The 22,932-nt window shown below is 46.7% G+C and carries 21 protein-coding genes, 1 tRNA gene and 1 pseudogene; 10 read left to right on the forward strand and 13 right to left on the reverse strand.

Annotated features, from left to right (window positions below):
• Positions 1 to 58 precede the first annotated feature (58 nt).
• A complete protein-coding gene (locus tag CAN90_RS02355) occupies positions 59 to 247 on the forward strand; it encodes a ferredoxin (RefSeq protein ID WP_085832232.1) in 189 nt (62 codons plus the stop codon).
• Positions 248 to 307: 60 nt separating this feature from the next.
• On the opposite strand, the gene CAN90_RS02360 is transcribed toward CAN90_RS02355, so the two are convergent.
• The 3 genes from CAN90_RS02360 to CAN90_RS02370 all read right to left on the reverse strand — a co-directional run bounded on the left by CAN90_RS02360 (position 308) and on the right by CAN90_RS02370 (position 3,038).
• Positions 308 to 802 (reverse strand): HD domain-containing protein, encoded by a 495-nt coding sequence (locus tag CAN90_RS02360; protein WP_085832233.1) that lies wholly within the window; start codon positions 800 to 802, stop codon positions 308 to 310.
• Positions 803 to 887: 85 nt separating this feature from the next.
• Positions 888 to 2,021, reverse strand: coding sequence for a tetratricopeptide repeat-containing glycosyltransferase (locus CAN90_RS02365; RefSeq protein ID WP_423236543.1), 1,134 nt, complete (start codon positions 2,019 to 2,021; stop codon positions 888 to 890).
• Between the two features lie 120 nt (positions 2,022 to 2,141).
• A complete protein-coding gene (locus CAN90_RS02370) occupies positions 2,142 to 3,038 on the reverse strand; it encodes a diaminopimelate dehydrogenase (protein WP_085832235.1) in 897 nt (298 codons plus the stop codon).
• Positions 3,039 to 3,450: 412 nt separating this feature from the next.
• Between CAN90_RS02370 and CAN90_RS02375 the strand changes: the two genes are divergently transcribed.
• The 5 genes from CAN90_RS02375 to CAN90_RS02395 all read left to right on the forward strand — a co-directional run bounded on the left by CAN90_RS02375 (position 3,451) and on the right by CAN90_RS02395 (position 7,913).
• Entirely contained in the window at positions 3,451 to 3,705 is a 255-nt protein-coding gene (locus tag CAN90_RS02375; protein WP_085832236.1) for a TM1266 family iron-only hydrogenase system putative regulator, read from the forward strand.
• Positions 3,706 to 4,908, forward strand: coding sequence for a [FeFe] hydrogenase H-cluster maturation GTPase HydF (gene hydF / locus CAN90_RS02380; RefSeq protein WP_085832237.1), 1,203 nt, complete (start codon positions 3,706 to 3,708; stop codon positions 4,906 to 4,908).
• Positions 4,901 to 5,947, forward strand: a complete 1,047-nt coding sequence (hydE, locus tag CAN90_RS02385; RefSeq protein ID WP_085832238.1) for a [FeFe] hydrogenase H-cluster radical SAM maturase HydE — start codon at positions 4,901 to 4,903, stop codon at positions 5,945 to 5,947. Before hydF ends, hydE begins: the two co-directional genes overlap by 8 nt.
• Positions 5,931 to 7,316: a [FeFe] hydrogenase H-cluster radical SAM maturase HydG gene (gene hydG, locus CAN90_RS02390; RefSeq protein WP_085832803.1), complete on the forward strand. Its 1,386-nt coding sequence runs from the start codon at positions 5,931 to 5,933 to the stop codon at positions 7,314 to 7,316. The genes hydE and hydG overlap by 17 nt, the downstream gene beginning before the upstream one ends.
• Before the next feature lie 165 nt (positions 7,317 to 7,481).
• On the forward strand, positions 7,482 to 7,913 hold the full coding sequence (locus CAN90_RS02395; RefSeq protein ID WP_242953555.1) for a hypothetical protein: 432 nt from the start codon (positions 7,482 to 7,484) through the stop codon (positions 7,911 to 7,913).
• Between the two features lie 6 nt (positions 7,914 to 7,919).
• On the opposite strand, the gene CAN90_RS02400 is transcribed toward CAN90_RS02395, so the two are convergent.
• The 9 genes from CAN90_RS02400 to CAN90_RS02440 form a co-directional block, all read right to left on the reverse strand.
• Entirely contained in the window at positions 7,920 to 8,933 is a 1,014-nt protein-coding gene (locus CAN90_RS02400; RefSeq protein WP_085832240.1) for an electron transfer flavoprotein subunit alpha/FixB family protein, read from the reverse strand.
• A 13-nt stretch (positions 8,934 to 8,946) separates the two neighbouring features.
• On the reverse strand, positions 8,947 to 9,747 hold the full coding sequence (locus tag CAN90_RS02405) for an electron transfer flavoprotein subunit beta/FixA family protein (RefSeq protein ID WP_085832241.1): 801 nt from the start codon (positions 9,745 to 9,747) through the stop codon (positions 8,947 to 8,949).
• A gap of 394 nt (positions 9,748 to 10,141) precedes the next feature.
• Positions 10,142 to 10,606 (reverse strand): RrF2 family transcriptional regulator, encoded by a 465-nt coding sequence (locus tag CAN90_RS02410; protein ID WP_085832242.1) that lies wholly within the window; start codon positions 10,604 to 10,606, stop codon positions 10,142 to 10,144.
• Between the two features lie 16 nt (positions 10,607 to 10,622).
• On the reverse strand, positions 10,623 to 11,705 hold the full coding sequence (gene rpoD / locus CAN90_RS02415; protein ID WP_187138298.1) for an RNA polymerase sigma factor RpoD: 1,083 nt from the start codon (positions 11,703 to 11,705) through the stop codon (positions 10,623 to 10,625).
• Positions 11,706 to 11,724: 19 nt separating this feature from the next.
• A complete protein-coding gene (gene dnaG / locus CAN90_RS02420; protein WP_085832244.1) occupies positions 11,725 to 13,482 on the reverse strand; it encodes a DNA primase in 1,758 nt (585 codons plus the stop codon).
• Positions 13,483 to 13,507: 25 nt separating this feature from the next.
• Positions 13,508 to 14,503, reverse strand: a complete 996-nt coding sequence (locus CAN90_RS02425) for a deoxyguanosinetriphosphate triphosphohydrolase (RefSeq protein ID WP_085832245.1) — start codon at positions 14,501 to 14,503, stop codon at positions 13,508 to 13,510.
• Between the two features lie 45 nt (positions 14,504 to 14,548).
• Positions 14,549 to 15,181, reverse strand: coding sequence for a YigZ family protein (locus CAN90_RS02430; RefSeq protein WP_085832246.1), 633 nt, complete (start codon positions 15,179 to 15,181; stop codon positions 14,549 to 14,551).
• A 102-nt stretch (positions 15,182 to 15,283) separates the two neighbouring features.
• A complete protein-coding gene (rpmE, locus tag CAN90_RS02435; RefSeq protein WP_085832247.1) occupies positions 15,284 to 15,490 on the reverse strand; it encodes a 50S ribosomal protein L31 in 207 nt (68 codons plus the stop codon).
• A gap of 170 nt (positions 15,491 to 15,660) precedes the next feature.
• Positions 15,661 to 16,464, reverse strand: a complete 804-nt coding sequence (locus CAN90_RS02440; RefSeq protein WP_085832248.1) for a M15 family metallopeptidase — start codon at positions 16,462 to 16,464, stop codon at positions 15,661 to 15,663.
• A gap of 249 nt (positions 16,465 to 16,713) precedes the next feature.
• On the opposite strand from CAN90_RS02440, the gene pyk reads away from it, so the two are divergent.
• The 4 genes and pseudogenes from pyk to CAN90_RS02460 all read left to right on the forward strand — a co-directional run.
• The gene (gene pyk, locus CAN90_RS02445; RefSeq protein WP_085832804.1) at positions 16,714 to 18,483 is read left to right on the forward strand and encodes a pyruvate kinase; all 1,770 of its coding nucleotides are present in this window, start codon (positions 16,714 to 16,716) and stop codon (positions 18,481 to 18,483) included.
• A 104-nt stretch (positions 18,484 to 18,587) separates the two neighbouring features.
• Positions 18,588 to 18,674 (forward strand) — tRNA-Leu (locus tag CAN90_RS02450).
• Positions 18,675 to 18,993: 319 nt separating this feature from the next.
• Positions 18,994 to 20,100 carry a DUF262 domain-containing protein gene (locus CAN90_RS02455; protein WP_085832805.1) on the forward strand — a complete coding sequence of 369 codons (1,107 nt, stop codon included), beginning with the start codon at positions 18,994 to 18,996 and terminating at the stop codon, positions 20,098 to 20,100.
• 95 nt (positions 20,101 to 20,195) lie between these two features.
• Positions 20,196 to 20,951 (forward strand): annotated as a pseudogene (locus CAN90_RS02460) (EFR1 family ferrodoxin); the annotation flags it as partial.
• A gap of 94 nt (positions 20,952 to 21,045) precedes the next feature.
• On the opposite strand, the gene CAN90_RS02465 reads toward CAN90_RS02460, so the two are convergent.
• Complete coding sequence (locus tag CAN90_RS02465) at positions 21,046 to 22,671, reverse strand: SulP family inorganic anion transporter (protein WP_085832250.1); 1,626 nt, start codon at positions 22,669 to 22,671, stop codon at positions 21,046 to 21,048.
• Positions 22,672 to 22,932: the final 261 nt, after the last annotated feature.

The raw sequence follows: 22,932 nt of genomic DNA on the forward strand, positions 1-22,932 counted from the left end.
GAAACCCAGCAAGAATGGAAATAATTCCTAGTGATTACAAAAAGAAAGGATGTTATTTATGAAAGCAATGCTCGATAGATCTGGTTGCATTTCTTGTGGTCTGTGTCCAGAAACCTGCCCCGAGGTATTCCGTATGGGAGACGATGGCGTAGCAGAGGTTTATGTGGAGGATGTTCCAGAGAGTGCGGAGGCATCTGCCGTAGAAGCACAGGAAGGGTGTCCTGTTTCCGTTATTACCGTAGAATAAACGAGTATAAAAAGCTGAGGTCGCCTTATAAATGGCGGCCTCAGCTTTTTCTTTTTTACCCTATTCACTTAAATACATCGTGCGAAGCAATTGAATACCAGACTTTGTACGAAACACTTTCGTAAGCACTTTTCGAATTGCACCTTCACTCAGCGCATCTTCATATGCATTCACTAGAAAATCGGCTTCTACGAGTATTTGATGATCCACCTGCTCAATGGAATTGTAAGTATGGTGGTGACCCACCAGCCAGCAAACCCGGCTTACAAACGCCTGCGAATAGCCAAGCGGAATTAAAAGTGCTTCGGCTTCCGGCGGGCCTTCCAGCTCTTGGTACTTGCCGGCACTGCTATTATATTTCTCTTCGCTGCGCTTAATTCCAATGTCGTGAACCAAGGCAGCAACCTCAAGTATTTCTTGTGTTTTCGAATCAAGCTGCTCCAATTCCCCGATTAATTTGGCGAACTGATGCACCTTTAAAAAATGCTGAATTCGTTTTGGGTCACCAGAGTAATAATCAATCATACGAATTGTAACGTTCTGTATACCTGTCATCTTATACCACTCCTTTTGCCCTGCCATATCCTTTTCTTCTTTTATAGCACACGAATGGCATTCCTGCAACCAAATTCTGCATTCGCTAGACCTGTTCTTGCGTCAATTCACTGTCTTTCTGCGCCTGCTCCTGAATCTTTTTTTGGAACAATTCCAGGTTGAGCTGCAGCCGCTCATCCCCCGGGCGCTTGGCAATTGCCTCCTGCCCGTATTCCAGCGCTTTTTCATACAGCCCAAGGTAATAGGCAGAAATAGAGCCTAAATCGTAAAAATCAGCACCCCAGCAGTCTGGCTCCATCAAATAGCTTGTGCTTTTTGTTGGAATCGCCAGTGCAAGCTGTACGGTTGAAAACACCTGAGCCCAGTTATTCTGCCGGTACGCCAATTTGGCTAATGGCAAGTACGGCTCACGTTCCGTGGGGCATTCATTAACTGCACGGAGATGCCACGCCATTGCTTCACTGCTATTTTGCAGCCAGTCGTAGCTTTGAGCAATAAAGCGCATGGCAGCGCTTCGTTCTTCCTTCCACATTGCGGTAGGAATATTTAAATACTGTTTGAGTGTTTCTATTGCTAATTCAAATTTTTGGTAGTACATATATTCTCGCCCTAGCCAGAACGTCGCTCGGTCATCCAGCGGATTCTCTTTTACAGACAGCTCCAGCAAAGGAAGATATTGGCTTCTGGGTTTTGTTACATCCGGGTAGTGATGAAGAACCAATTTTTCAATCCACAATTCTTTTTCCGTACCCTCCCCGGTATACTGTAAGACCTCATGTACTGGTCTTACCCAGTGAAAGTCGTGCCGGCGGTGAATTTTTTCTCTGATATACTTTTGGTCGGGTCTTCCGTCGTCATGGTGACTCCAAATGTATGGGTACGTTACTCTCGTATACTCTGGTTTCCATTCCGATTCCAGAACGTCTCTCCACCCCGGCTCGTGAATTTCATCCAAATCAATGGAGACGCATATTTCCATATCATCCGGAACATGGCTCAATGCACGATTGCGCGCTTCATCAAAGCGCCATGGGTTAATCACTTCTTCATAAACGACTGCACCGCGCTCTTTGAGCTTTTCAACCGTATTGTCTGTGGAACCAGTATCCAGCACAACGACCAAATCTGCCTCTTTCACCGAATCCATCCAACGGTCTACAAACTTTTCTTCATTTTTACAGATGGCATACACACAAATTTTATAGTCACCCAAGCACATTCTCCCCCTTTTATGAATCAACTTCTACAAACAGTATATGAGCAAAACGGGGGGATAGTGCTGAACAGGGCAGCCGATTTAACGGCTGCCCTGTTCAACAATTTATTCGGTTATCGTAATTTAAACCAAGGAGGCAATTGCACTCTCACGGCTGCCGGCAAGCAAATCGATTACCGGAATTTCAATCATGGTATATGCACCGGGCTGTTGGCGCGTAGCGGCTCTCGCGCACGCAACCATAACCTGAGAGGTAAGCGCCGGGTTATTAATGGACATATGGAATTCAAAGCGCTGGTTGTCTGTTTTGCCAGAAACACCCTTTCGCTCCATGCTCACACCATGCCCTTTGTCGATTACCGCATTAATGTCCGGTACTTGAATCACGTGGGTTTCATCGTGCGCAAAATAATCGTCGCTCTTAATTGCAGCAGAAACCGTTGCAAGGTCTGCACCATCCTCCAGCTGTATGTACACCATACGTCTGTGTACGCCGGTTCCCAGCGGAATCGTCATTGAAAGTGCGCCCTGCACTCCTTTTATTGCTTTCGCTGCAACGGTGTGACCCATGCTCATACCGGGGCCAAAATTTGTGTAGGTAATCCCCTTGGGAGCGCAAGCCTGCATTAACGCACGCACTATTGAGTCACTGCCCGGGTCCCATCCAGCAGAAATCACAGCTACTCGTCCGCTTTCTTTTGCTGCTTCATTTAACGCCTTGTGCAGGCTGGGAATCGAGGTGTGAATATCGAAGCTATCTACGGTGTGAATGCCCATTGCAAGGTACTTTGTTGCGTATTCCTGCACACTGCGGGTAGGCACGCAAAGCAGAGCAACGTCTACCTTCCCCAGTTCGCTTATCTCTTGAACAACTGGAATTCCCTCCAGCTCTTTGGGAAGCTCTGAAGCGCTTCTCCGTACAATTCCTGCCAGCTCCATATCTGGTGCGGCAAGAACAGCCTCCAGCGCATATTTACCGATATTGCCATATCCAACGATAGCAATTTTTGTTTTGTTCATAAAAGAACCTCCTTTACTAATCAATTCTATTTTAAAAATAAATTGGGAATAATGCAACTCTTTTTTATAAACAACCTATTAACCAAGAATCCCAAAAGAGGATTTAGATGTGAATAAGTTGACAAGCCTGCTCATTCACTTTATACTATTGTTGAATCCCTTGCAGAGAGTTTTGCACCGGATTCCTTAAAACAGTGAATAACACCGCCATTTGCGCCAAGTATTCTCTTGCGAATTTGCCGGGAACAAAAACCGATGAAATGAATCTAACGGAAAAGCTTTGCTGATCTGAAAGAAATGGATGGAACGCCCTTTGGGAGTGACCCGTCTGTTTTCATGCGCTTTGATCAGACCTTATTGCCTTTCCGAGTAAAATCGGAGAGGCTTTTTTAGTTTCAAGGAGGAATGTATCATGAACCGAGTTGCCGTTATTAGCGCTATTTTAGAACAGCCAAATTTGTGCCAGCACGAATTCAACCAAGTAATTTCTTCTTTTCAGGGCATCGTAAAGGGACGTATGGGAATCCCAATGCCAGAGGAGAATATGGCCGTTATTTCTTTGGTTGTAGTAAGCAGTACCGATGAAATTAACAGTCTTACCGGGCGGCTGGGCAGGTTAGAGCATGTAACCGTTAAGACATCCATCTCAAAGAAGGAGGTCGACTAAATGGAGCAAAACCAGGCCCCACGCTCGGTAAGTAGCCATATTGCTCTCTTTGGCAGGCGAAACGCGGGAAAATCGAGCCTTATTAATGCGCTGACTGGCCAAAATCTTGCCATCGTATCTGACCAGCTCGGTACTACGACGGATCCAGTTTATAAAAGCATTGAGTTATTCCCGCTAGGGCCATGTGTGTTAATTGATACCGCAGGGCTTGACGACACCGGAACACTGGGCGAGCTGCGGCGAGAAAAATCGCTGGAGGTTCTGAGCAGAACCGATATAGCGGTGTATGTAGCAGACGCCCAGACTGGTCTTGACCAAAACGAGGAAGAATTTATACAGCATCTTCGCCAGCGAGAGCTCCCGGTAGTTCTTGTTTGGAACAAAAGTGACCTTGCGTGTCTACCTGCTCCGAAGGGGGCAATTGCCGTTTCTGCACAAACCGGACAGGGATTAGAGCAATTAGTCTCTGTTCTATCCAACGCAAAGCCACAACAGAAAGCCCCCGGCTTGCTGGATGGCCTTGTGTCGCCCGGTGACATCGTCCTGCTGGTAACTCCCATTGACTCCTCCGCTCCCAAAGGGCGGCTGATTTTACCGCAGCAGCAGGTATTGCGGGCACTCTTGGAGTTAGGCGCACCTGCATTGGTCGTTCAACCGGAGGAGATTCCCGCCGCACTTGCTGCCCTAGCCGCTCCACCTGCTCTGGTGATTACCGATTCGCAGGCATTTGCCCGGGTAGCAGAGCTACTGCCCTCAAGCATGCCCTTAACCTCCTTTAGCATTCTATTTGCCCGCGCAAAAGGGGATTTGTCGGAGTTGGCGGCAGGGGCACGTGCCATTGCCTCTTTGAAAGACGGTGACCGCATCCTAATTGCGGAGGCTTGTACCCATCATCGCCAAGAGGATGACATTGGTAAAGTGAAAATTCCACGCTGGTTACTCCAGAAAACTGGAAAAGAACTGCACTTTGATTTCACATCCGGTCTTGGCTACACAAAGCAGCTCTCAGACTATGCCCTGGTGGTTCACTGCGGTGCGTGTATGATTAACCGAGCAGAGATGCTAAACCGCATTGAGCAGGCACGTGTGGCAAATGTGCCAATTGTAAACTATGGGGTACTCATTGCCTATGTAACGGGTATTCTTGACCGTGTGCTAGAGCCAATCCCCGAAACCCAACAAAAGGAGGCCATTCATGCGTAACCTGAGCCGTATGAACCGTGAAGAGCTTGCGGAGTTTATTCGCAGCGGCGGTGGAAACGACTACGAGGAGCTAATGCAGGAGGCGAATCGCCTTCGCCGCATCAACTATGACCGTGACGTATATACCCGTGGATTAATTGAGTTTACAAATTACTGTCAAAACGACTGCCTATACTGTGGTATTCGCCGCAGTAACCCAAACGCAGAGCGTTACCGCCTAACAGAAAGCCAAATATTAGAATGCTGTTCTTTGGGGCGTGAGCTTGGTTACCGCACTTTTGTATTGCAAGGCGGTGAAGACCCATACTTTACGGATGAACGCTTGGAACGCATTGTGTACGCCATACGAAGCACCTACCCAGACTGCGCCATAACCCTTTCTGTTGGAGAGCGAAGCCGCGAATCTTACCAACGGCTTTATCAGGCGGGTGCACAACGTTATTTACTTCGGCATGAAACGGCGAACGACGAGCATTACCGCAAGCTTCACCCAGAGGCAATGTCTCCCGAAAACCGCAAGCGATGTCTTTGGGATTTGCGCGAGATTGGCTACCAAGTAGGTGCAGGCTTTATGGTAGGCTCTCCCTACCAAACAGCGGAGTATTTAGCGGACGACCTGCTTTTTTTACAGGAGCTTCAGCCGCACATGGTCGGAATCGGGCCATTTATTCCGCAAAAGGATACACCCTTTGGTACTTTTTCTTCTGGCACATTAGAGCAAACCATTTTAATGATTGCAATGCTTCGAGTACTGTTGCCCGGCGCACTTTTACCGGCAACTACCGCAGTTGGAACACTAGACCCCCTTGGGCGTGAAAAAGTATTGAAAGCTGGCGCGAACGTAGTGATGCCAAATTTATCACCGACGGACGTACGCAAGAAATACCTGTTATACGATAATAAAATCTGTACCGGAGATGAGGCGGCAGAGTGTCGTTTCTGTATTCAAGGCCGCGTTGAGCGGGCTGGATTCCGCTTGACGGTGGGCCGGGGCGACCATGTAGATTGGAGAAAACAGCATGATGCAGTTAAACCATAATGCCATTTACGAGTTATTAGAGAAAGCGAAGCAAAGTACCTATGAGCAGCGTGAGGTAGCGGTAAAGCGTGCCGAGAACGGAGAAACGCTCGATTACTTTGACATTGCCCTACTTCTGGAAATAACAGAAAAAGAACTATTAGACCGTATTTATAAAACTGCCGGTGAGATTAAACGAAAGATTTACGGCAACCGGATTGTGCTGTTTGCACCGCTGTATGTTTCAAATTTCTGCGTAAACAACTGTGTTTACTGTGGTTTTCAGCACTGTAACGAAATGCCACGCCGCCGCCTGACCCGGGAAGAAATTCAGCAGGAGGTTCGCGTGCTGGAGCGAATGGGTCATAAACGCCTTGCCTTGGAGGCGGGAGAAGACCCCAAAAATTGCGACATTCAGTACATTTTAGATGCGCTCGATGCCATCTACGAAACGAAGCTCGACAACGGAAGCATCCGCCGAGTAAACGTTAACATAGCCGCAACCACCGTAGAAGAATATAAAATGCTGCAAGAAAAAGGCATTGGTACCTATATTCTCTTCCAAGAAACCTACCACAAACCCACCTATGAGGCAATGCACCCCCACTGCCGCAAAAGTGACTACGACTACCACCTCACCGCATTTGACCGCGCAATGCAAGCTGGTATTGAGGACGTAGGCGCAGGTGTTCTATTTGGCCTGCATGACCCCAAGTTTGAAGTTCTGGGACTTATGATGCACAATGCTCACCTCGAAGAGCGATTCGGTGTGGGCTTCCACACCATCTCCATGCCGCGTTTAAAGCAAGCGGAGGGTATGAGCCTCAAGGATTTCCCCTATTTACTCGACGATGAAACTTTTAAGCATTTAGTAGCAATTCTGCGCATTGCCGTACCTTACACTGGCATTATTATGTCTACCCGTGAAACGGCTGAAATGCGGGACGAAGTGCTGCGCTATGGCGTATCACAAATCAGTGCGGGCTCCAACACTGAAATTGGTGGTTACAAGCAGGAGGAAGACTGTCCTCAACAGCCTGTTTCAGGGCAGTTTCAGCTTTCGGATGAACGCCGCCCACTTGAAGTGATTAAATCACTCATTGAAAACGGCTACATTCCCAGCTACTGTACCGCTTGCTATCGTCAGGGACGAACGGGTGACCGTTTCATGCAGCTTGCGAAAAGTGGTACAATTCAAAACACCTGCACACCAAATGCACTCATGACTTTACTGGAATACATGCTCGATTACGGAGACCCGGAGCTTTCTTCTATGGGAGAAACTTTATTGCTCAACGAGATTAATAAAATTGAAAATCCCAATGTAAAACGTATCGTAAACCGTAACATTGAGCGCATGCGTGCCGGAGAGCGTGACTTATTTTTATAACTCTTCCTATATAATTACAAAAGGCGGCAGTATCTGTTCTAGATACTGCCGCCTTTTGTAATTACAGCTTTGCTTTGCTAAAATGGTAGATTGAATAAAGCCATTGACTCTGGTAAAATGCAGTTGAATAGATATAAATATGGAAATAGGAACGGATGAGGTGTTATGATGAAGCGGATCATTCGCAGGAACATGACCGATTTACCTTATAGTCTGCACGATGCTAGAGTAATTGGCTTTGAGGTAAACGAAAATATCCTCCAAATGAAGTTTCAAAGTGGATTTGTTTGTACGGTTGCGCCATTTAAACAAGTGGAGGGATTTGTAGAGTTTGAAAAAATCGATTGGGATAGCTGTGTGTATCTACTCGAATATCAGGAAGTGCTTTGTGGAAACCCCGGTCATTTTATCGGTAAGAAAATGGAACTTCGAGAATTTTTAAAGGAGTTCGACAACGCAAGCTTTGAAATTATTGATGAAACCTATGGCTACAATTTGTCTAAATTCAGTGGCTACCTTTCAACAAAGAATTCTTTTGTTGAATGTATGATAGAACTCTACCATTGGGGAGATATGAGTTACATTTTAGAAGAATAAGCTGGCTTACAAAGCCTCTTTTCTCTTTCTAACCGACTCGGTCAATGCAGGCAGAACCTGAAACAAATCGCCAACAACACCGTAATCAGCCACTCCAAAGATGGGAGCGTCAGGGTCTTTATTAATAGCCACAACTACATCAGAGCCGTTCATGCCGACTAAATGTTGAATTGCACCCGAAATTCCGGCTGCAATGTACAGCTTAGGCCCTACGGTTTTACCGCTTTGCCCGACTTGATGCGAACGGGAAATCCAACCGGAATCCACCGCTGCACGCGAAGCTCCTACCGTTGCCCCCAGAGAATCGGCTAGCTCCTGAATCATACGGAAGCCTTCTGCTCCGCCTACTCCGCGACCACCTGATACAATAATCTCTGCTCCCTCTAAATCAACTAACTCTTGGCTCAGTTCGCTAATCACATCTAGAACCTTGGTGCGCAGGCGTTCCTCGGGTATATGGATTTCTTCCCGAAGAACGGTAGCATTATGGCTTTGTAGCGGCTCTGGCTTTTTAAAAACGCCGGGGCGCACTGTGCCAATCTGCGGGCGGTGGTCAGGGCACACAATGGTTGCCATCAGGTTCCCGCCAAAGGCAGGGCGGGTCCAAGCTACATTGCCGCTTTGCTCGTCAATGTCTAGTGCCGTACAGTCTGCGGTAAGTCCCGTTTTCAGCCTGCAAGAAAGACGGGGAGCCATATCGCGCCCATTGCCAGTGGCTCCAATTAGCAAAGTGGTAGGCCCATATTTGGTAATTAACTCATACAATGCATCGGTATACGCATCTGTGGTATAGCGGCCAAATTCGGGACCATCTACCACAAGCACTTCGTCTGCTCCGTATTCTTGCGCGGCTTTTATTGCGGAATTCAATTGTGAGCCAATCACAACTGCTATCAGCTTGCCCTTTTGAGCATCCGCAAGGCGGCGACCTGGGTTCAAGAGTTCAAGCCCCACGTTTTTGGCACTACCACTGGAATCCGTTTCAATAAATACCCACAAATCGTTTGTTTTCGCTTCCATGGTTTCCCCTCCTTTATATCACGCAGGTATCGCAAAGCGATGCAAACAGCTTTTTGCCCGAATCACTGTCGTTCTCTTCCTGAATACGAATTCCGCCTGTCTTTTGAACTGCGGTATACGTTTTCTTTACTTTTGTTGGCGAACCTTTTAAGCCGGCTCGGCTCAAATCTATCGGTAAATCCGCAGAGGTAAGAGTGGGTATTTCTATTTTCTTCGCCGCCAGCTTACTTTTAATGGTAGGGTAGCGCGGCTCATAAGGCAGTTTTGTCACCGTAATTAAGCAGGGCATGGTTACACCCAGCAATTCAAAGTCATCCTCAGCCTCACGTTTAATTTTAGCGGTGTCTTTGTCCGTTGTAATTCCTACGGCGCAGGTTACCTGTGGGTAATCTAGATGCTCTGCAATTTCAGGCCCCACCTGTGCGGTGTCGCCATCTATCGCCTGTTTGCCGCAGAAAATCAAATCAAATTTACCTTCCAGTTCTTCCACCTTTTTAATGGAACAAGAAAGTATGTAGCTGGTAGCCAGCGTATCGGAACCACCGAAGGCACGATCACTCACCAAATACGCTTTATCTGCTCCCACCATCAGGCATTGCCTTAACGCTTCCTTGGCTTGTTCCGGCCCCATAGACAACACTACAATTTTACTACCTGGATTTGCGTCCTTTAGTCTAGCGGCCATTTCCAGTGCGTAAGAGTCGAAGGGATTTACAATGCTGGGTACGCCCGACCGAATCAACGTATTTGTTTGGGGGTCAATACGAATTTCCGCTGTATCCGGCACCTGCTTCACACATACGAGTAGATTCATTTTCGTTCATCTCTTTCCTATGTTGTACCCCACCCAAGGGTCAAAGCTGCGCTTTTCAGCGCGATGATTTTACGGAACCCTATTTACGGATTTCACTAGGCCTTTTTCGAACTATACCGTAAATCAGAACCGAAAAACAGTCGATTGGTACTACCAATTTAATAATAGCTTTGATGGAAAGAAATGTCAATCATAGTTTCTTCCCTGTCAATCTATTATAAATAATTCACAAGTCTTTCTTTCTAACTATCACTTAAATGAAAGCAAGCGAATGAACTTATATACAAAAACGGGACTCATTCCTACACCAATGGCGAGGAATGGGCCCCGTTTTTACCGCTTTCTATAAAAAAGAAGAGGCTAACCAGCCTCTTCTTTTTTTAACTGAAAACAACTATTTATCTACTCCGGAACAACAGCCCTGCGCATTGCCCTTTTCTTCCTCTTTTGCAGTACGGCAAGCCGCACCACACGGCTCAACCTGAGAAAAGGTGTACGAATCAAGCTGTTTACGCACCGACTCCGAAATCTCGGCGTAAATTCGGTGGTACCGGCAAGCCTGGTGTGTACAGGCATATTCATCCTGCTGACACCGGCTAATCATGTATGGGCCTTCTACGGATTCAATGACTTCTCGCAGGGTAATTTGGCTGCCAGCGCGAGCCAACATATACCCGCCGTGCGCTCCTTTAAAGGACTGCACAATACCGTCTGAAACCAATTTACGAAGTATTTTCAGCGCGAACCGCGGTGGAACACAAGTGCCCTCCGAAATACTGCGCGCATCTGCCCTTTCACTGGACGCCGCTAGAAAATCAACAATTCTAACTGCATAGTCCGTTTCTAAAGTCATGTGCATGACAAGGCTCCTTCCATTAATCCAGGAAGTCCTTCAGCTTTTTGCTGCGGCTGGGGTGACGAAGCTTACGCAATGCCTTTGCCTCAATTTGACGAATACGCTCACGCGTTACGTTAAACTCCTTACCCACTTCCTCAAGCGTGCGGGAACGGCCATCTTCCAAACCAAAGCGTAGGCGAAGCACCTTTTCTTCTCTGGGGGTGAGGGTGTCGAGCACCTCGCCAAGCTGCTCACGCAGTAACGTGTGAGATGCCGCATCCGCTGGGGCGGGGGCTTCATCATCGGGAATAAAGTCGCCAAGGTGGCTGTCTTCCTCTTCACCGATGGGGGTTTCAAGTGAAACCGGCTCCTGTGCAACACGCATTATCTCGCGTACCTTATCCACGGGCATATCCAGTTCTAAAGAAACCTCGTCTGCCGTTGGCTCATGGCCATTTGTATGCAGAAGCTGGCTCGAAACCTTTTTAACCTTATTGATGGTCTCTACCATATGAACGGGAATACGGATGGTTCTTGCTTGGTCCGCAATGGCACGGGTAATCGCCTGGCGAATCCACCATGTTGCATAGGTAGAAAACTTAAAGCCCTTGGTGTAGTCAAATTTTTCAACGGCTTTAATCAGACCGAGGTTTCCCTCCTGAATCAAATCGAGGAACTGCATGCCGCGCCCAAGGTAACGCTTGGCAATACTAACAACCAGACGAAGGTTGGCTTCGGACAGACGCTTTTTGGCAGCTTCGTCTCCATTGGAAATACGAATGGCCAAATCAATTTCCTCTTCGGGGGTAAGCAGCGGAACGCGGCCAATCTCTTTGAGGTATACTTTAACAGGGTCATCAATCGCGATTCCTTCGGTAACTAAAGATGCCTCCACGTCCTCACTGTCAGTGGAGGGAACCTCGAGCCCCTCGAGCGGAATATTGGCAAAATCCTCTATGATTTCAACGCCCTGGCTTTCGAGTGTGTCGTAAAATTTTTCAATCTGTTCCGGGTCAAAATCCAGTTCGCCGAGGGCGTCCAGAATTTCTTTCGTTGAAAGCTGTCCTTTGCTTTTTCCCAGTTCAATCAGGTCTCTGATGACTGTTTTCTTATCAGGCATTTCCATTGCTTAGTTCCCCCTATTTTTTCTGCTCCCTAAGTCTTTGCAGATAGTCCCGAATGTCTTGCGGAGCCGCTTTTTGCGGGTCCAGCTTCTGCTTTTCCTGTAAAATTACATTCCGGTACTCTTTTGCGTCCTGAGCAGTTACATGAACCTGATGATAATCTGCCAGCATTTTCGCAACAGAAGAAATCTCTTCCACGGAGAATTCTCCCGCAAGGTCTGTAAGGCCGCATGCCTTGCCATCCTTAATCTTCCCCAGAATGACCGTATATAATCGACGATTGAACGATGTGACAAAATTTTCGGGCGGCAGAGCCGCTTCCAAGGCGCTTGCAGCATCTGGATGCTTCATTACATAAACAATCAGCGCTTCTTCTGCATTGGCGGCTCGCAAATTCTTGCTTTTTTCTGGATTCACTGTGTCGCGAATTCCGGCTGTTTGCTGCTGAAATGCACGAAACTCTTGCCGTTCTTTGTCCTTACGTCGTTTTTTTGAATTTTTTTCTACTTGCTGAAGAATAGAGGCACGTTCAATTCCAATCTCTTCTGCAAGGCGGCCCGCGTATATCTCCTGCTCCATACGGCTGTCGAGCGTTGAAAGAAGCTCTGCCGCACTCGTTAGGTACGCGACCTTACCATCTGTTGTTTGTACATTATGCTTTGCCCGCAGCTTTTGCAGGCGGTATTCCACATCGTTCCCGCTGCTCTCCATCAGTTGCCGAAAACGCACCGGCCCCTGTTCCCCATAAGAACGAATGAATTCGTCGGGGTCTTTCCCGGCGCTTAAATTCAGCACACGAACCGTAAGCCCAACACTTCGTAAAATGGGAATGGCACGCGCGCTTGCCTTTTGCCCCGCCTCGTCTGAATCGTAGCAAAGGTAAACCTCACCGGTATAGCGTGCCAAAAGCCTTGCCTGCTCTGTGGTAAGAGCCGTTCCTAGTGTTGCGATGGCGTTTTCAAACCCCGCCTGGTGTAAGGCAATAACATCCATATAGCCCTCTGCGAGTATGAGACCATCCTTTGCGTTATTCTTTGCAAAATTCATTGCAAACAATCCGGTGCTTTTATGGAAGACAAGCGTGTCAGAGGTATTTAGGTATTTAGGCTTAAAATCTCCTAATGTTCGCCCGCCAAACGCAATTACATTCCCGCGCAGGTCAATAATGGGGTACATTACTCGGGCAAAGAAACGGTCTATCACCCTTCCGGTAGACGCTCTTACCGCTACGTTCGCCTGCAACAGCTCTTCCGGCGTATAACCCTTTGCACTCAGTGTATTCACAAGCGCAAAGCGAGAATCTGGTGCATACCCCAGCCCAAAATGGCGGATGGTTTGCGGTGTAAGGCCACGGCCTAGCAGGTATTCTCTTCCCGGCGTTCCCGGTTCACCCAAAAGCTGGGTGTGAAAAAACCGTGCGGCCTCTCGGTTGATTTCTAAAATTCGTCCCTTCGCCTTGGCTAAGCCTTGGTCCGCTTCATTTTCCGGAACCGTCATTCCAGCCCTTTGTGCCAGCAGTCGAATTGATTCCATGTAATCCAGATTTTCAATGCGGCGCACAAAGGTGATTACATCGCCGCCCGCACCGCACCCAAAGCAATAAAACGAGCCATTCTCGGGGTATATGTGAAACGACGGTGACTTTTCGCTGTGGAACGGACAAATCCCCGAATATGTTCTGCCACTATGCCGCAAATCAATATAGGAAGAAACCACGTCTGTAATATCACTGCGGCTTTTCAGCTCCTGTAAAAAATCATCCGGCAGTGCCAACGGATTCCCCTCCTAACTCAGGTGCTCAATGGTCCCAAGATTTTGGAACGCTGATTTCTTGAAACAGCTCAACGGCGTAACGGTCGGTCATACCGGCAATAAAATCGGCGGCGGCACGTTCATTTCCCTCGCACAGCGCAGTCTCTTGTAAATCCGGCGGCAAGTGCGCGGGATTTTTCGCGTATTCAAACAGGGTGCGAAGTAAAAACGGAACCTTTTCTTCTTCCTTTTTAGCATAAGGATTAAAATAGACCCTTTGAAACATGAATTGCCGCAGCTCTAAAAAGAGAGGAAAAATGGGTTCTTCCATGCGAATAACGTCCCCATCACTCGCCCGAATAACCGACTTTACCAGCGTATCAATTCGCACCGATTTTTTGGTGCCAAGCACACGGGTAATTTGCTGCGGAATGTCGTTTTCATCTAAAACGCCTGCTCGCACTGCATCGTCAATATCGTGATTAATGTAGGCGATTTTATCTGCCAGGCGAACAATACGGCCTTCCGGTGTTTTTGCCTGTGTACCGCTGGTGTGGCACAAAATACCGTCACGAACCTCTTTTGTGAGGTTTAAGCCAAGGCCTTCGTTTTCGAGTTTTTCTACCACACGCACACTCTGCTCGTTATGGCGAAAACCATGCTCACATAAATCGTTTAACACCCGCTCACCTGCATGGCCGAACGGGGTATGACCCAAATCGTGCCCCAGTGAAATTGCTTCGGTTAAATCTTCATTGAGCTGCAAGCCGCGTGCAATGGTACGTGCAATCTGCGAAACCTCCAGCGTGTGGGTTAAACGCGTACGGTAGTGGTCCCCTTCCGGCGACAAAAACACCTGCGTTTTATGCTTTAACCGGCGAAACGCCTTACAATGAATAATGCGGTCGCGGTCACGCTGAAAGGGTGTTCGCATTTCGCATTCTTCTTCCGGCCGTTCCCGACCTTCCGAATTCTTCGCCAATGTAGCATAAGGCGACAAAATTTGCTCTTCAAGCAGTTCTGTTCTCTCTCTTACGGTCATAGTTATCACCCGCAATCCTCTCATAAGGATATACGCAAAGAAGGACTAAAACTCCTGCTTGCATTCAAAATATTTTTCTCCGGCTTCTTCCGCCTCTACCGTTCCTCCCGTTGCATCCGCCAGTCGTTTGCAAAATAGCGGAACCTCTTCCTTCGCCATATGAAAGCGCAGTGTTACAATTTCGGTAAATTCCGAATCATCTACCACGCCGCCACACTCCGGAATGAGTGCCGCTAAAATTCCATATTGTGAGTAATCACATTGTAAGTACAGCAGTGAGCAAAGGCGCATTACTATCGGCTGTGCCGCCTGAACACCAATGGAAGCCGCATGCGAATAGGCTCGCACCAAACCACCTGCTCCCAGCATTACGCCGCCAAAATAGCGGGTAACAACAACAGCGGTGTCTACAATACCAGGCTTTTGAAGAACCTCTAGCACGGGCATGCCCGCCGTTCCCTGCGGCTCACCGTCATCTGAATACCGGCGAAGCTGGCCACCACGTAAGGAATAGGCATACACATTATGGGTCGCATCCCAGTGCTTTTGGCGAATTTCGGTAAGGAAAGAAATCGCGTCCTCCTCGGTTGTAACCGGCCTAACATAGCCGATAAACCGGGAACGACGCTCCACAAATTCCGCACAGGCGTTTTCACGAACGGTTTTGTATTCTGCCATAAGCCTGCCACGCCCTTTTCACAGAATGATAAAAAGACGGGCGGCGCATTGCGCCGCCCCCCATAATTCCAGCTAAAACTTCCGCAGGATGATTCAGGATGATTATTTCTCCTGAATACCGTAACGCTTTTTAAATGTGTCTACGCGACCGCTCGTATCAATCAGCTTTTGTTTGCCGGTGAAGAACGGGTGGCACTTGGAGCATATTTCAACGCGGATATTGTCTTTGGTAGACCGTGTGTCGATCTCATTTCCGCAAGCGCATTTAATGGTCGTCTTCTGGTACTTCGGATGGATTGCTTCCTTCATTCCTGTCACCTCTTTCAACGAAAGTACAACTTAATTAACATAAGTATAACAAAGGAATTTTAGCACAAAGCGATTTAAAAATCAAGTAGTATTTCCAGTAAAATCTTATTTTTTTCTAAATTACAACGAAATTCATTGCGAATAATAGAAATCACCGCAAAAAGTACCGGCTATTTTTTCGATTGTTTGGCAAGATAAGACACATACTCTTCTAGGCAAAACCCCATTTGGCGCATCCGCTGGGCATTTTCTTGCCCCACATAGCGAAAATGCTGTGGCTCACCGTTTTTTTGCGTTACACTCGATTTATTATCTGGGTAGCGCAAAATAAAACCATATTGTGGACCATGCACCAGCAGCCATTTGGATTGCTCCCCACCGGTAAAATCAAAATCTACCGCAAGGCCGGTTTGGTATTCGCTGTAATTGCCACGCTCTACCAACGTCTGCGCTGAGTCCTCTGCACGCACCTGTGTGTAGCCGGAGGCGACTAACTCCTGCACTTTCTTTTTATACAGCTCTTCCTGTTGCTCCGGAGCAACATAGCCTTTGGTTATTTTTAGAGTAACACCGTCGCTGGCTGCTGCATCCTTCATGGGCTGAAAAGCGGCGGCAAGGCGTTTATCTACCGAGACGCCATCCACTTCGGTTAAATCCGGTACCGCATTTGGCATTAAGCCACGCTCGCTGGTAACAAGCAGCAAAAGCTCTGGCGCGTTACTTGCCGTGGCAGACTGCACCGGCTCGGAGTATTCCGCCGCAGACGAGGCTGCAAACAGCTCCTTTTCTAAAGATGGGTGCAGTTGGTACCACACAAGCAGCAACCCCGCAGTAAGTGAGATTAATATAACCACGGCAACCACAGTCATTAAAATCCGCAGGCGCCGAACCTGATTCACTCCACGCCAGCTCGGCTGGCTTTTCAGTACTTTATTTTTGCGGCCGGAACGACCATTTCTATTCCACAGCCCCACGCTCTACATTCCTCCCTTATGGCAGTACCGTACCATTGCAGGTACGTGTTTCATTTCTCCTTTATTGTATATGTTATCGTAAATTTTTTCAATATCTCTTATGATTACAGTTAAGTAACCTATTTTCTTTTACAGCAATAATGTTATGTTTGATTTTTCACAATAAATGATGTAGTATAGTGGGGAAGAAATCAGGATTTTTGCGCCGTGCGCCCAAACGAAAAGCGCCCGTTGAATGGAGGAATTACCGTGAGAAAAACGAAAATCATCTGTACCCTAGGCCCCTCAACTGACAAAGAAAGTGTTCTGCGCCAATTGATGCTGTCTGGTATGGATGTTGCCCGACTGAACTTTTCCCACCAATCTCATGCTGAACAAAAGGTTCGTTCAGATAAAGTGAAGAAGCTGCGCCAAGAGCTAGATGTTCCTGTGGCACTGCTGCTGGACACAAAAGGCCCGGAGGTTCGTATTAAAACCTTCTCTGTCCCGCAAATCACGTTAAAGCAGGGGCAGCAATTTACCCTTACCACGCAGCAGGTGGAAGGTACCGACCAAATTGTAAGTGTAACCTTTGCGAATCTGCCAAAGGACGTTACCCACGGTTCCCACATTTTAATTGATGACGGCTTAATTGAGCTGAGAGTCGAATCCTGTACGGATACCGATGTGCTATGCACCGTGCTCAACGGCGGAACGCTTTCCTCCAATAAAGGTGTAAACGTACCGGGCGTTCAGCTCTCTCTCCCCTTTATCAGCGAGCAGGATCAAAAAGACATTGCATTCGCTGTGCAGGAGGAATTTGATTTTATTGCGGCCTCTTTTACCCGCAGTGCACGTGATATTTTGGAGCTACGCAGTGAACTGGAAAAGCTCAACTGCCACAGCATGCGCATCATCGCTAAAATAGAAAACCGCGAGGGTGTCGATAACATTGATGAGATTATTCGCGTAGCGGACGGAATCATGATTGCCCGTGGCGATTTGGGTGTTGAGATTCCTCTCGAGGAAATCCCCGTAGTGCAAAAGCGCCTGATTAAAAAGGGGTACAACGGCGGCATGCAGGTCATCACCGCTACCCAGATGCTTGACTCCATGATGAAGAACCCCCGCCCCACCCGTGCAGAGGCCACCGACGTTGCAAACGCCATTTATGATGGTACCAGCGCCATCATGCTCTCTGGTGAAACGGCTGCCGGCAAATACCCCATTGAGTCACTCAAGACAATGTCTACCATTGCAGAGCGCACGGAGCGCGATATTAACTACAAATCTCGCTTTATGCAGCTAGTGGGCAAAGAATCCCCTAACGTTACCTCTGCCATTTCTCACGCTACCTGCACTACCGCGCACGACTTGGGTGCTGTGGCAATCATTACGGTTTCAAAGTCTGGCAGAACTGCACGGATGGTATCGAAATACCGCCCCGCCTGCCCCATTATTTCAGGGACAACAAGTGAGACCGTACGCCGCCAAATGAACCTTTCTTGGGGTGTTATTCCCATCATGGTAGACGAGCAAGTTAACACGGATAAGCTGTTTGACCATGTGGTAAAGGTCTCGAAAGACCGCGGACTTGTAAAAGATGGCGATGTTGTGGTCATCACCGCCGGTGTACCGGTCGGCTTCTCTGGCACCACCAACCTGTTAAAGGTACAGATGGTTGGAGACATCCTCGTTTCAGGCCGTGGTGTAAACCAAACCTACGCCTGCGGTAACCTTTGCGTTTGCCAAACGGAAGAAGAAGCCTGGCAACGCTTTAAGCCCGGAGATGTATTGGTTCTGCCTCACACAACCAATAAGCTGATGGAACTGATCCGTTTAAGCTCTGCGATTATCACGGAGCAGGACGGCCTGAATTCTCATGCAGCGATTGCCGGGATGGCGCTAAACAAGCCGGTTATTGTAAATGCAGAAAATGCCACTCATCTTTTGAAGAGCGGCACTACGGTAACAGTAGATGCCATGCGTGGAATTGTTTACAGCGGAATACACAAGCATGAGAAAGAGAACCTTTCGTGACAAAAAAAGAAAGCTGCCGATATAAATCGGCAGCTTTTTCAATATTTTTTGAAAACTACTTGATTTTCAATTTAAAATAGATTATAATAAAGCACGTTGTTCTTGCCGGTGTGGTGAAATTGGCAGACGCGCTGGACTCAAAATCCAGTCCTGGCGACAGGGTATCGGTTCAAGTCCGATCACCGGCACCAAACACACATAACCCGAACATTCACTTTATCGGTGAAGCGTTCGGGTTTGTGCTTTTATTGAACTGAAGAATGAGGGGTAGCCTTTTATGGTTATCCCTCATTTTATTTTATATAATTAAGCAGCTTCATTTAAAAGTGTAGTTTTCATGGAAAAATCGTAAAATATTGTTAGCAGCTATTGACAAATTAAAAAAACATGCTATTATTTTAAATATTATCTATAGCTGCTAGAATTAAGCAGCGGAAAGGAATTGCGATGCGTATAAGCAAGGAACTGATAAAAGCAGCCTCGTTTAACCCAACCAAAAAGAGTACACAAATGTCAATTTTTGATATGTGTCAAAAAATCGAAAATGGAAGTATCTCTTTACCACTATATCAAAGGGATTTAAGTTGGACATTAAAAAAGTGTATTGACCTTCTCAACTATCAACTTATCGGGAAGGCACCTGTGTCCCCCATATCTATGAATACAATTTTGAACACTGAAGAATGTGTACCCCAAGTGTCATTTGTTGATAGAGAAGTAATGTCAGAAATTGTACATAGCCAGATGTCTGTTGTAGATGGACAGCAGAGATTAACTACCAATTATAAAGCATATATTAATCATGATGACCTCAGAAATGTTGCTTTAGATTTAGGAAAAGGTTGTTTTGTCGAAGTGGGGGAAGCGATTCGCAATACACAAATACCCGTAGGTATTTTATTAAACAAAGAGGACAGTGTGCTGTTTGAGTATACTTCAAAAATAAGTTCATTAAAAAGCCCCGAGGTTATCAATGTTTTGCTGCAAGTTCGAAGCAAAATAAAAAACTACAACTACACAATAAATTCCGCGGAAGACTTAACTGAAGATGAGCAAATTGAGTGGTTTGAAGTTTTAAACAATGCCGGAAGTCGTGTAAGTATTGTGCAAATGAGGTTTTCCAAGCTCAAAGCACATGGTATTGATATATATAAACAATATACCAGCCTTTTCAAAGAGAGATTAATTGAATCTGGATATGGAGATTTTTTTACTCCCCAGAAAACCAGTGTATCATATCCGATTGCGGCGCTGAATCCTGCTTTTGAAATGCTGACTTCTCGCACGCATTCAGTCAACTGTGCACCTATATCTTCCGATACCAAGGAAAATCAAATTTGCACTTTGCCCCCCAGTACCTTAACAAAGTGTTTTTCTATGACGTTAGATGCTTTAGATGTAGCGCTTGATTTTATTAACGACAACGAATTGAAAGAGCCTATACGAATCGACTATATTAATTATCTCCTTGGATATTTTGTTTTCAATGGAAATGAAATATCGGGTGATGACAAAGAATTTTTGATTAAATGGTACGATAAAGTTAATTTTACAAACAAATCCAACTCTGCTCGGCGTGATATTTTTACAAACTTAATTGCAAAAAAAATGCCGTAGTAGAACCCTTTTCAAATTCACATAACCCGAACATTCACTTTATTGGTGAAGCGTTCGGGTTTGTGTTTTTATTGAGCTAAAACGGAACGAGGAACAGCCTTCGCGCGGCACAGGTTATTGCTGAGTACCTAGGTGATACCGAAATCATCTCTATGCGATGCGACCCAAAGGATGTTTCGTCAGAGGACGCCGAACGGATTGGTTTTGTTTTCCCGGTGTATCACTGGACGATACCGGAATATGCGATTCATTTTGTGGAGCAAGTAAAGCTGAACCCAAAGGCATACATTTTTGCAGTTTCCATGCCTGGGCTAATTAACGGAGGCTGTCAGGATAAACTTGCAGAGCTACTAGAGCAAAAGCATTGCACACTTTCCTATGGAGAAAAGGTGTACAGCGTTGCCAATTATGTAGCCATGTACCCACCGTTTCCGAATCCAGCCAAGCATGTTCCAAAGACGGAAGAAAAGCTTACATATATAGCACAAGAAGTTACTAAGAAGAAGCCGAGCAAGCATCCACAAGCGAATGCAATGACAAGATGGCTCGCACCTCAAATGATGCAGAAGTATATTGAGCATTGCCCCACAAACGACAAATATTTTTCTGTTTGGGACGACTGCATTTCCTGCGGCTTATGCGCTAGGGTATGCCCTTGCCATAATATCCGTTTTGAAAATGGCAAACCAACCTTTCTACATCAATGTAGCCAGTGTATGGCTTGTATCTCTTTTTGCCCCAAACAAGCAATCAACTTCCCCAAATTCACAAGGAAACGGAAAAAATACCACAATCCACACGTTACCGCAGCAGATGTTGCTTCAAACAAGAAACAATATCCACCGAAATAGTACGGTAGCTTTGAGCGTATGCATTTTTATGATGATAAAGAAGAACCCGCACAGATGAAAAATCTGCGCGGGTCTTTATCTAAGCAATGTTCTTTTATTCTTGTAAGTGAGCTAAAATAGCATCCTTGGCATTGAAGTAATACGAATCTGAGCCTACCACATCCGTAATTCCGGCGCGGTCCAGCATTTCTTTTACGCTTGGCTGAATGCTGGAAAAAAGTATGGTGACTCCCTTTTCCTGCTGTTCCCGACAATAGTCCAGCAAAAACGCAACGGCAGAGGTATCTACAAAGGGTACACCACGCATAGACAAAATCAACACGTCTGCATCTGCCTGAGCCAGTCCGGTTTCAAACTGCTCCAAGGAACCGAAAAAGACTGCTCCCGTAATATAAGCCACTTGAATATGGCGGCTAGCCTCTGTGGGCAGCTCCAGCCGTTTTGAATCCAGCTCACTAATAGAAATTTGAAGATTCGAAATATGAATGACAAAGATGGCAATGGAGAAGAGCACACCCACTGCAATGGCAATGGTCAGGTCAAACAGAACAGTGGTCAGCATGGTAATTACGAATTTAGAGATGCCGCCCTTGAACTTATGAACGCATAAATACCGGATGCTTTCCCATTCATTCATGCGCCATGCGGTGACCATCAACACACCGGCAAGTGCCGCCATGGGAATTTGCGACATGAGAGGGCTTAGTAAGAACATAGATAACAGAAGAACTGCGCCCTGTATGACACTAGTTAATCTCGTTTGGCAACCCGATTTTATCGCAACACTGGTTCGGGCGATTGCCGCCGTAGCGGGAACCCCGCCCAAAAAGGGAAGTAGCACATTGCCCACACCCTGAGCCACCAGCTCGCGGTCGGCATTCATTCGTTCTCCCTTCATGCGCCCTGCCGCTGCACCGCATAACAGGCTTTCAATCATACATAGTACTGCAATACTCACTGCAGGCAGTAGAATGACCTCAAGCTGCATCTGCGACAAAGAGGCAAAGCTTAAGCGGTTGGTATGTATTAAGGTCTGAGGAATTGTGCCTACGCTCTGAACCGGCAACTGAAACACTGCAGAAAGCACCGTAGCAATGATTACCGCAGCCAGAGAGCCTGGTACTTTGGCACCCAATTTTGCAGGCCATAGCATCATCAGCGCAATCACAAACAGGCCGATTGCCAGGGAGTACCAATTGGGGGTCACTCCCCTTTGCACCATTGATGCCACACGCTCCAGCGCGCTGTTCCCGGTAAGTGTTACCCCAAACAAATTGCCTACTTGCCCCAGTGCAATAATGATAGCGATACCGGAGGTAAATCCTGAAATAACTGGGGTTGGCAAAAAATACACCAAGTTCCCTAAATGAAAAAGCCCCGCCAGTATTAGCATAAGGCCTGCTAATAAAGACGCAGCGAATAAAGTGTCTAATCCATAACGGGCTGCCAAAGGAACCAAAATAGCAGTCATAGCTCCGGTTGGGCCAGAGATTTGAAAGGATGCGCCGGAAAGTGCGCCAATCACAAAAGCAGAAATAATTGCCGTAATTAGACCAGCAGCGGCATCTGCTCCACTGCCTACACCAAAAGCCAATGCCAGCGGTAGCGCAACCGCCGCAACGGTAATTCCCGAAAGAAAATCCTTGCGCAGTGCGGTGGTTCCATACCCATGAAATTCTCTTTTTAAATCTGCCGCGTAATCCGTAACCAAGTGAAACAATTGACTCCCTCTTTCTTAAGCTATCGTATCAATCCAGACCTTTAGAATGATAGCAAATTGCCCGGGGGGTGTCAAATAAACTGCCCCAATTTTGTATGACAAACTACAAACACAGCAAAAATATTCCTACAAATTTTAACCTTTGTCCTTATTTTATGATGACATCATCCAAGCAGTAAAATCAAACAAAGAAAGATGCCTAAAGAATTTTTACCAGCAATCAATTCTTTGGGTACATCCATGATTTTGCATTAAATAACG

Source organism: Clostridium merdae, assembly GCF_900176635.1.
GTDB classification, from domain to species: Bacteria; Bacillota; Clostridia; order Oscillospirales; family Acutalibacteraceae; genus Faecalispora; species Faecalispora merdae.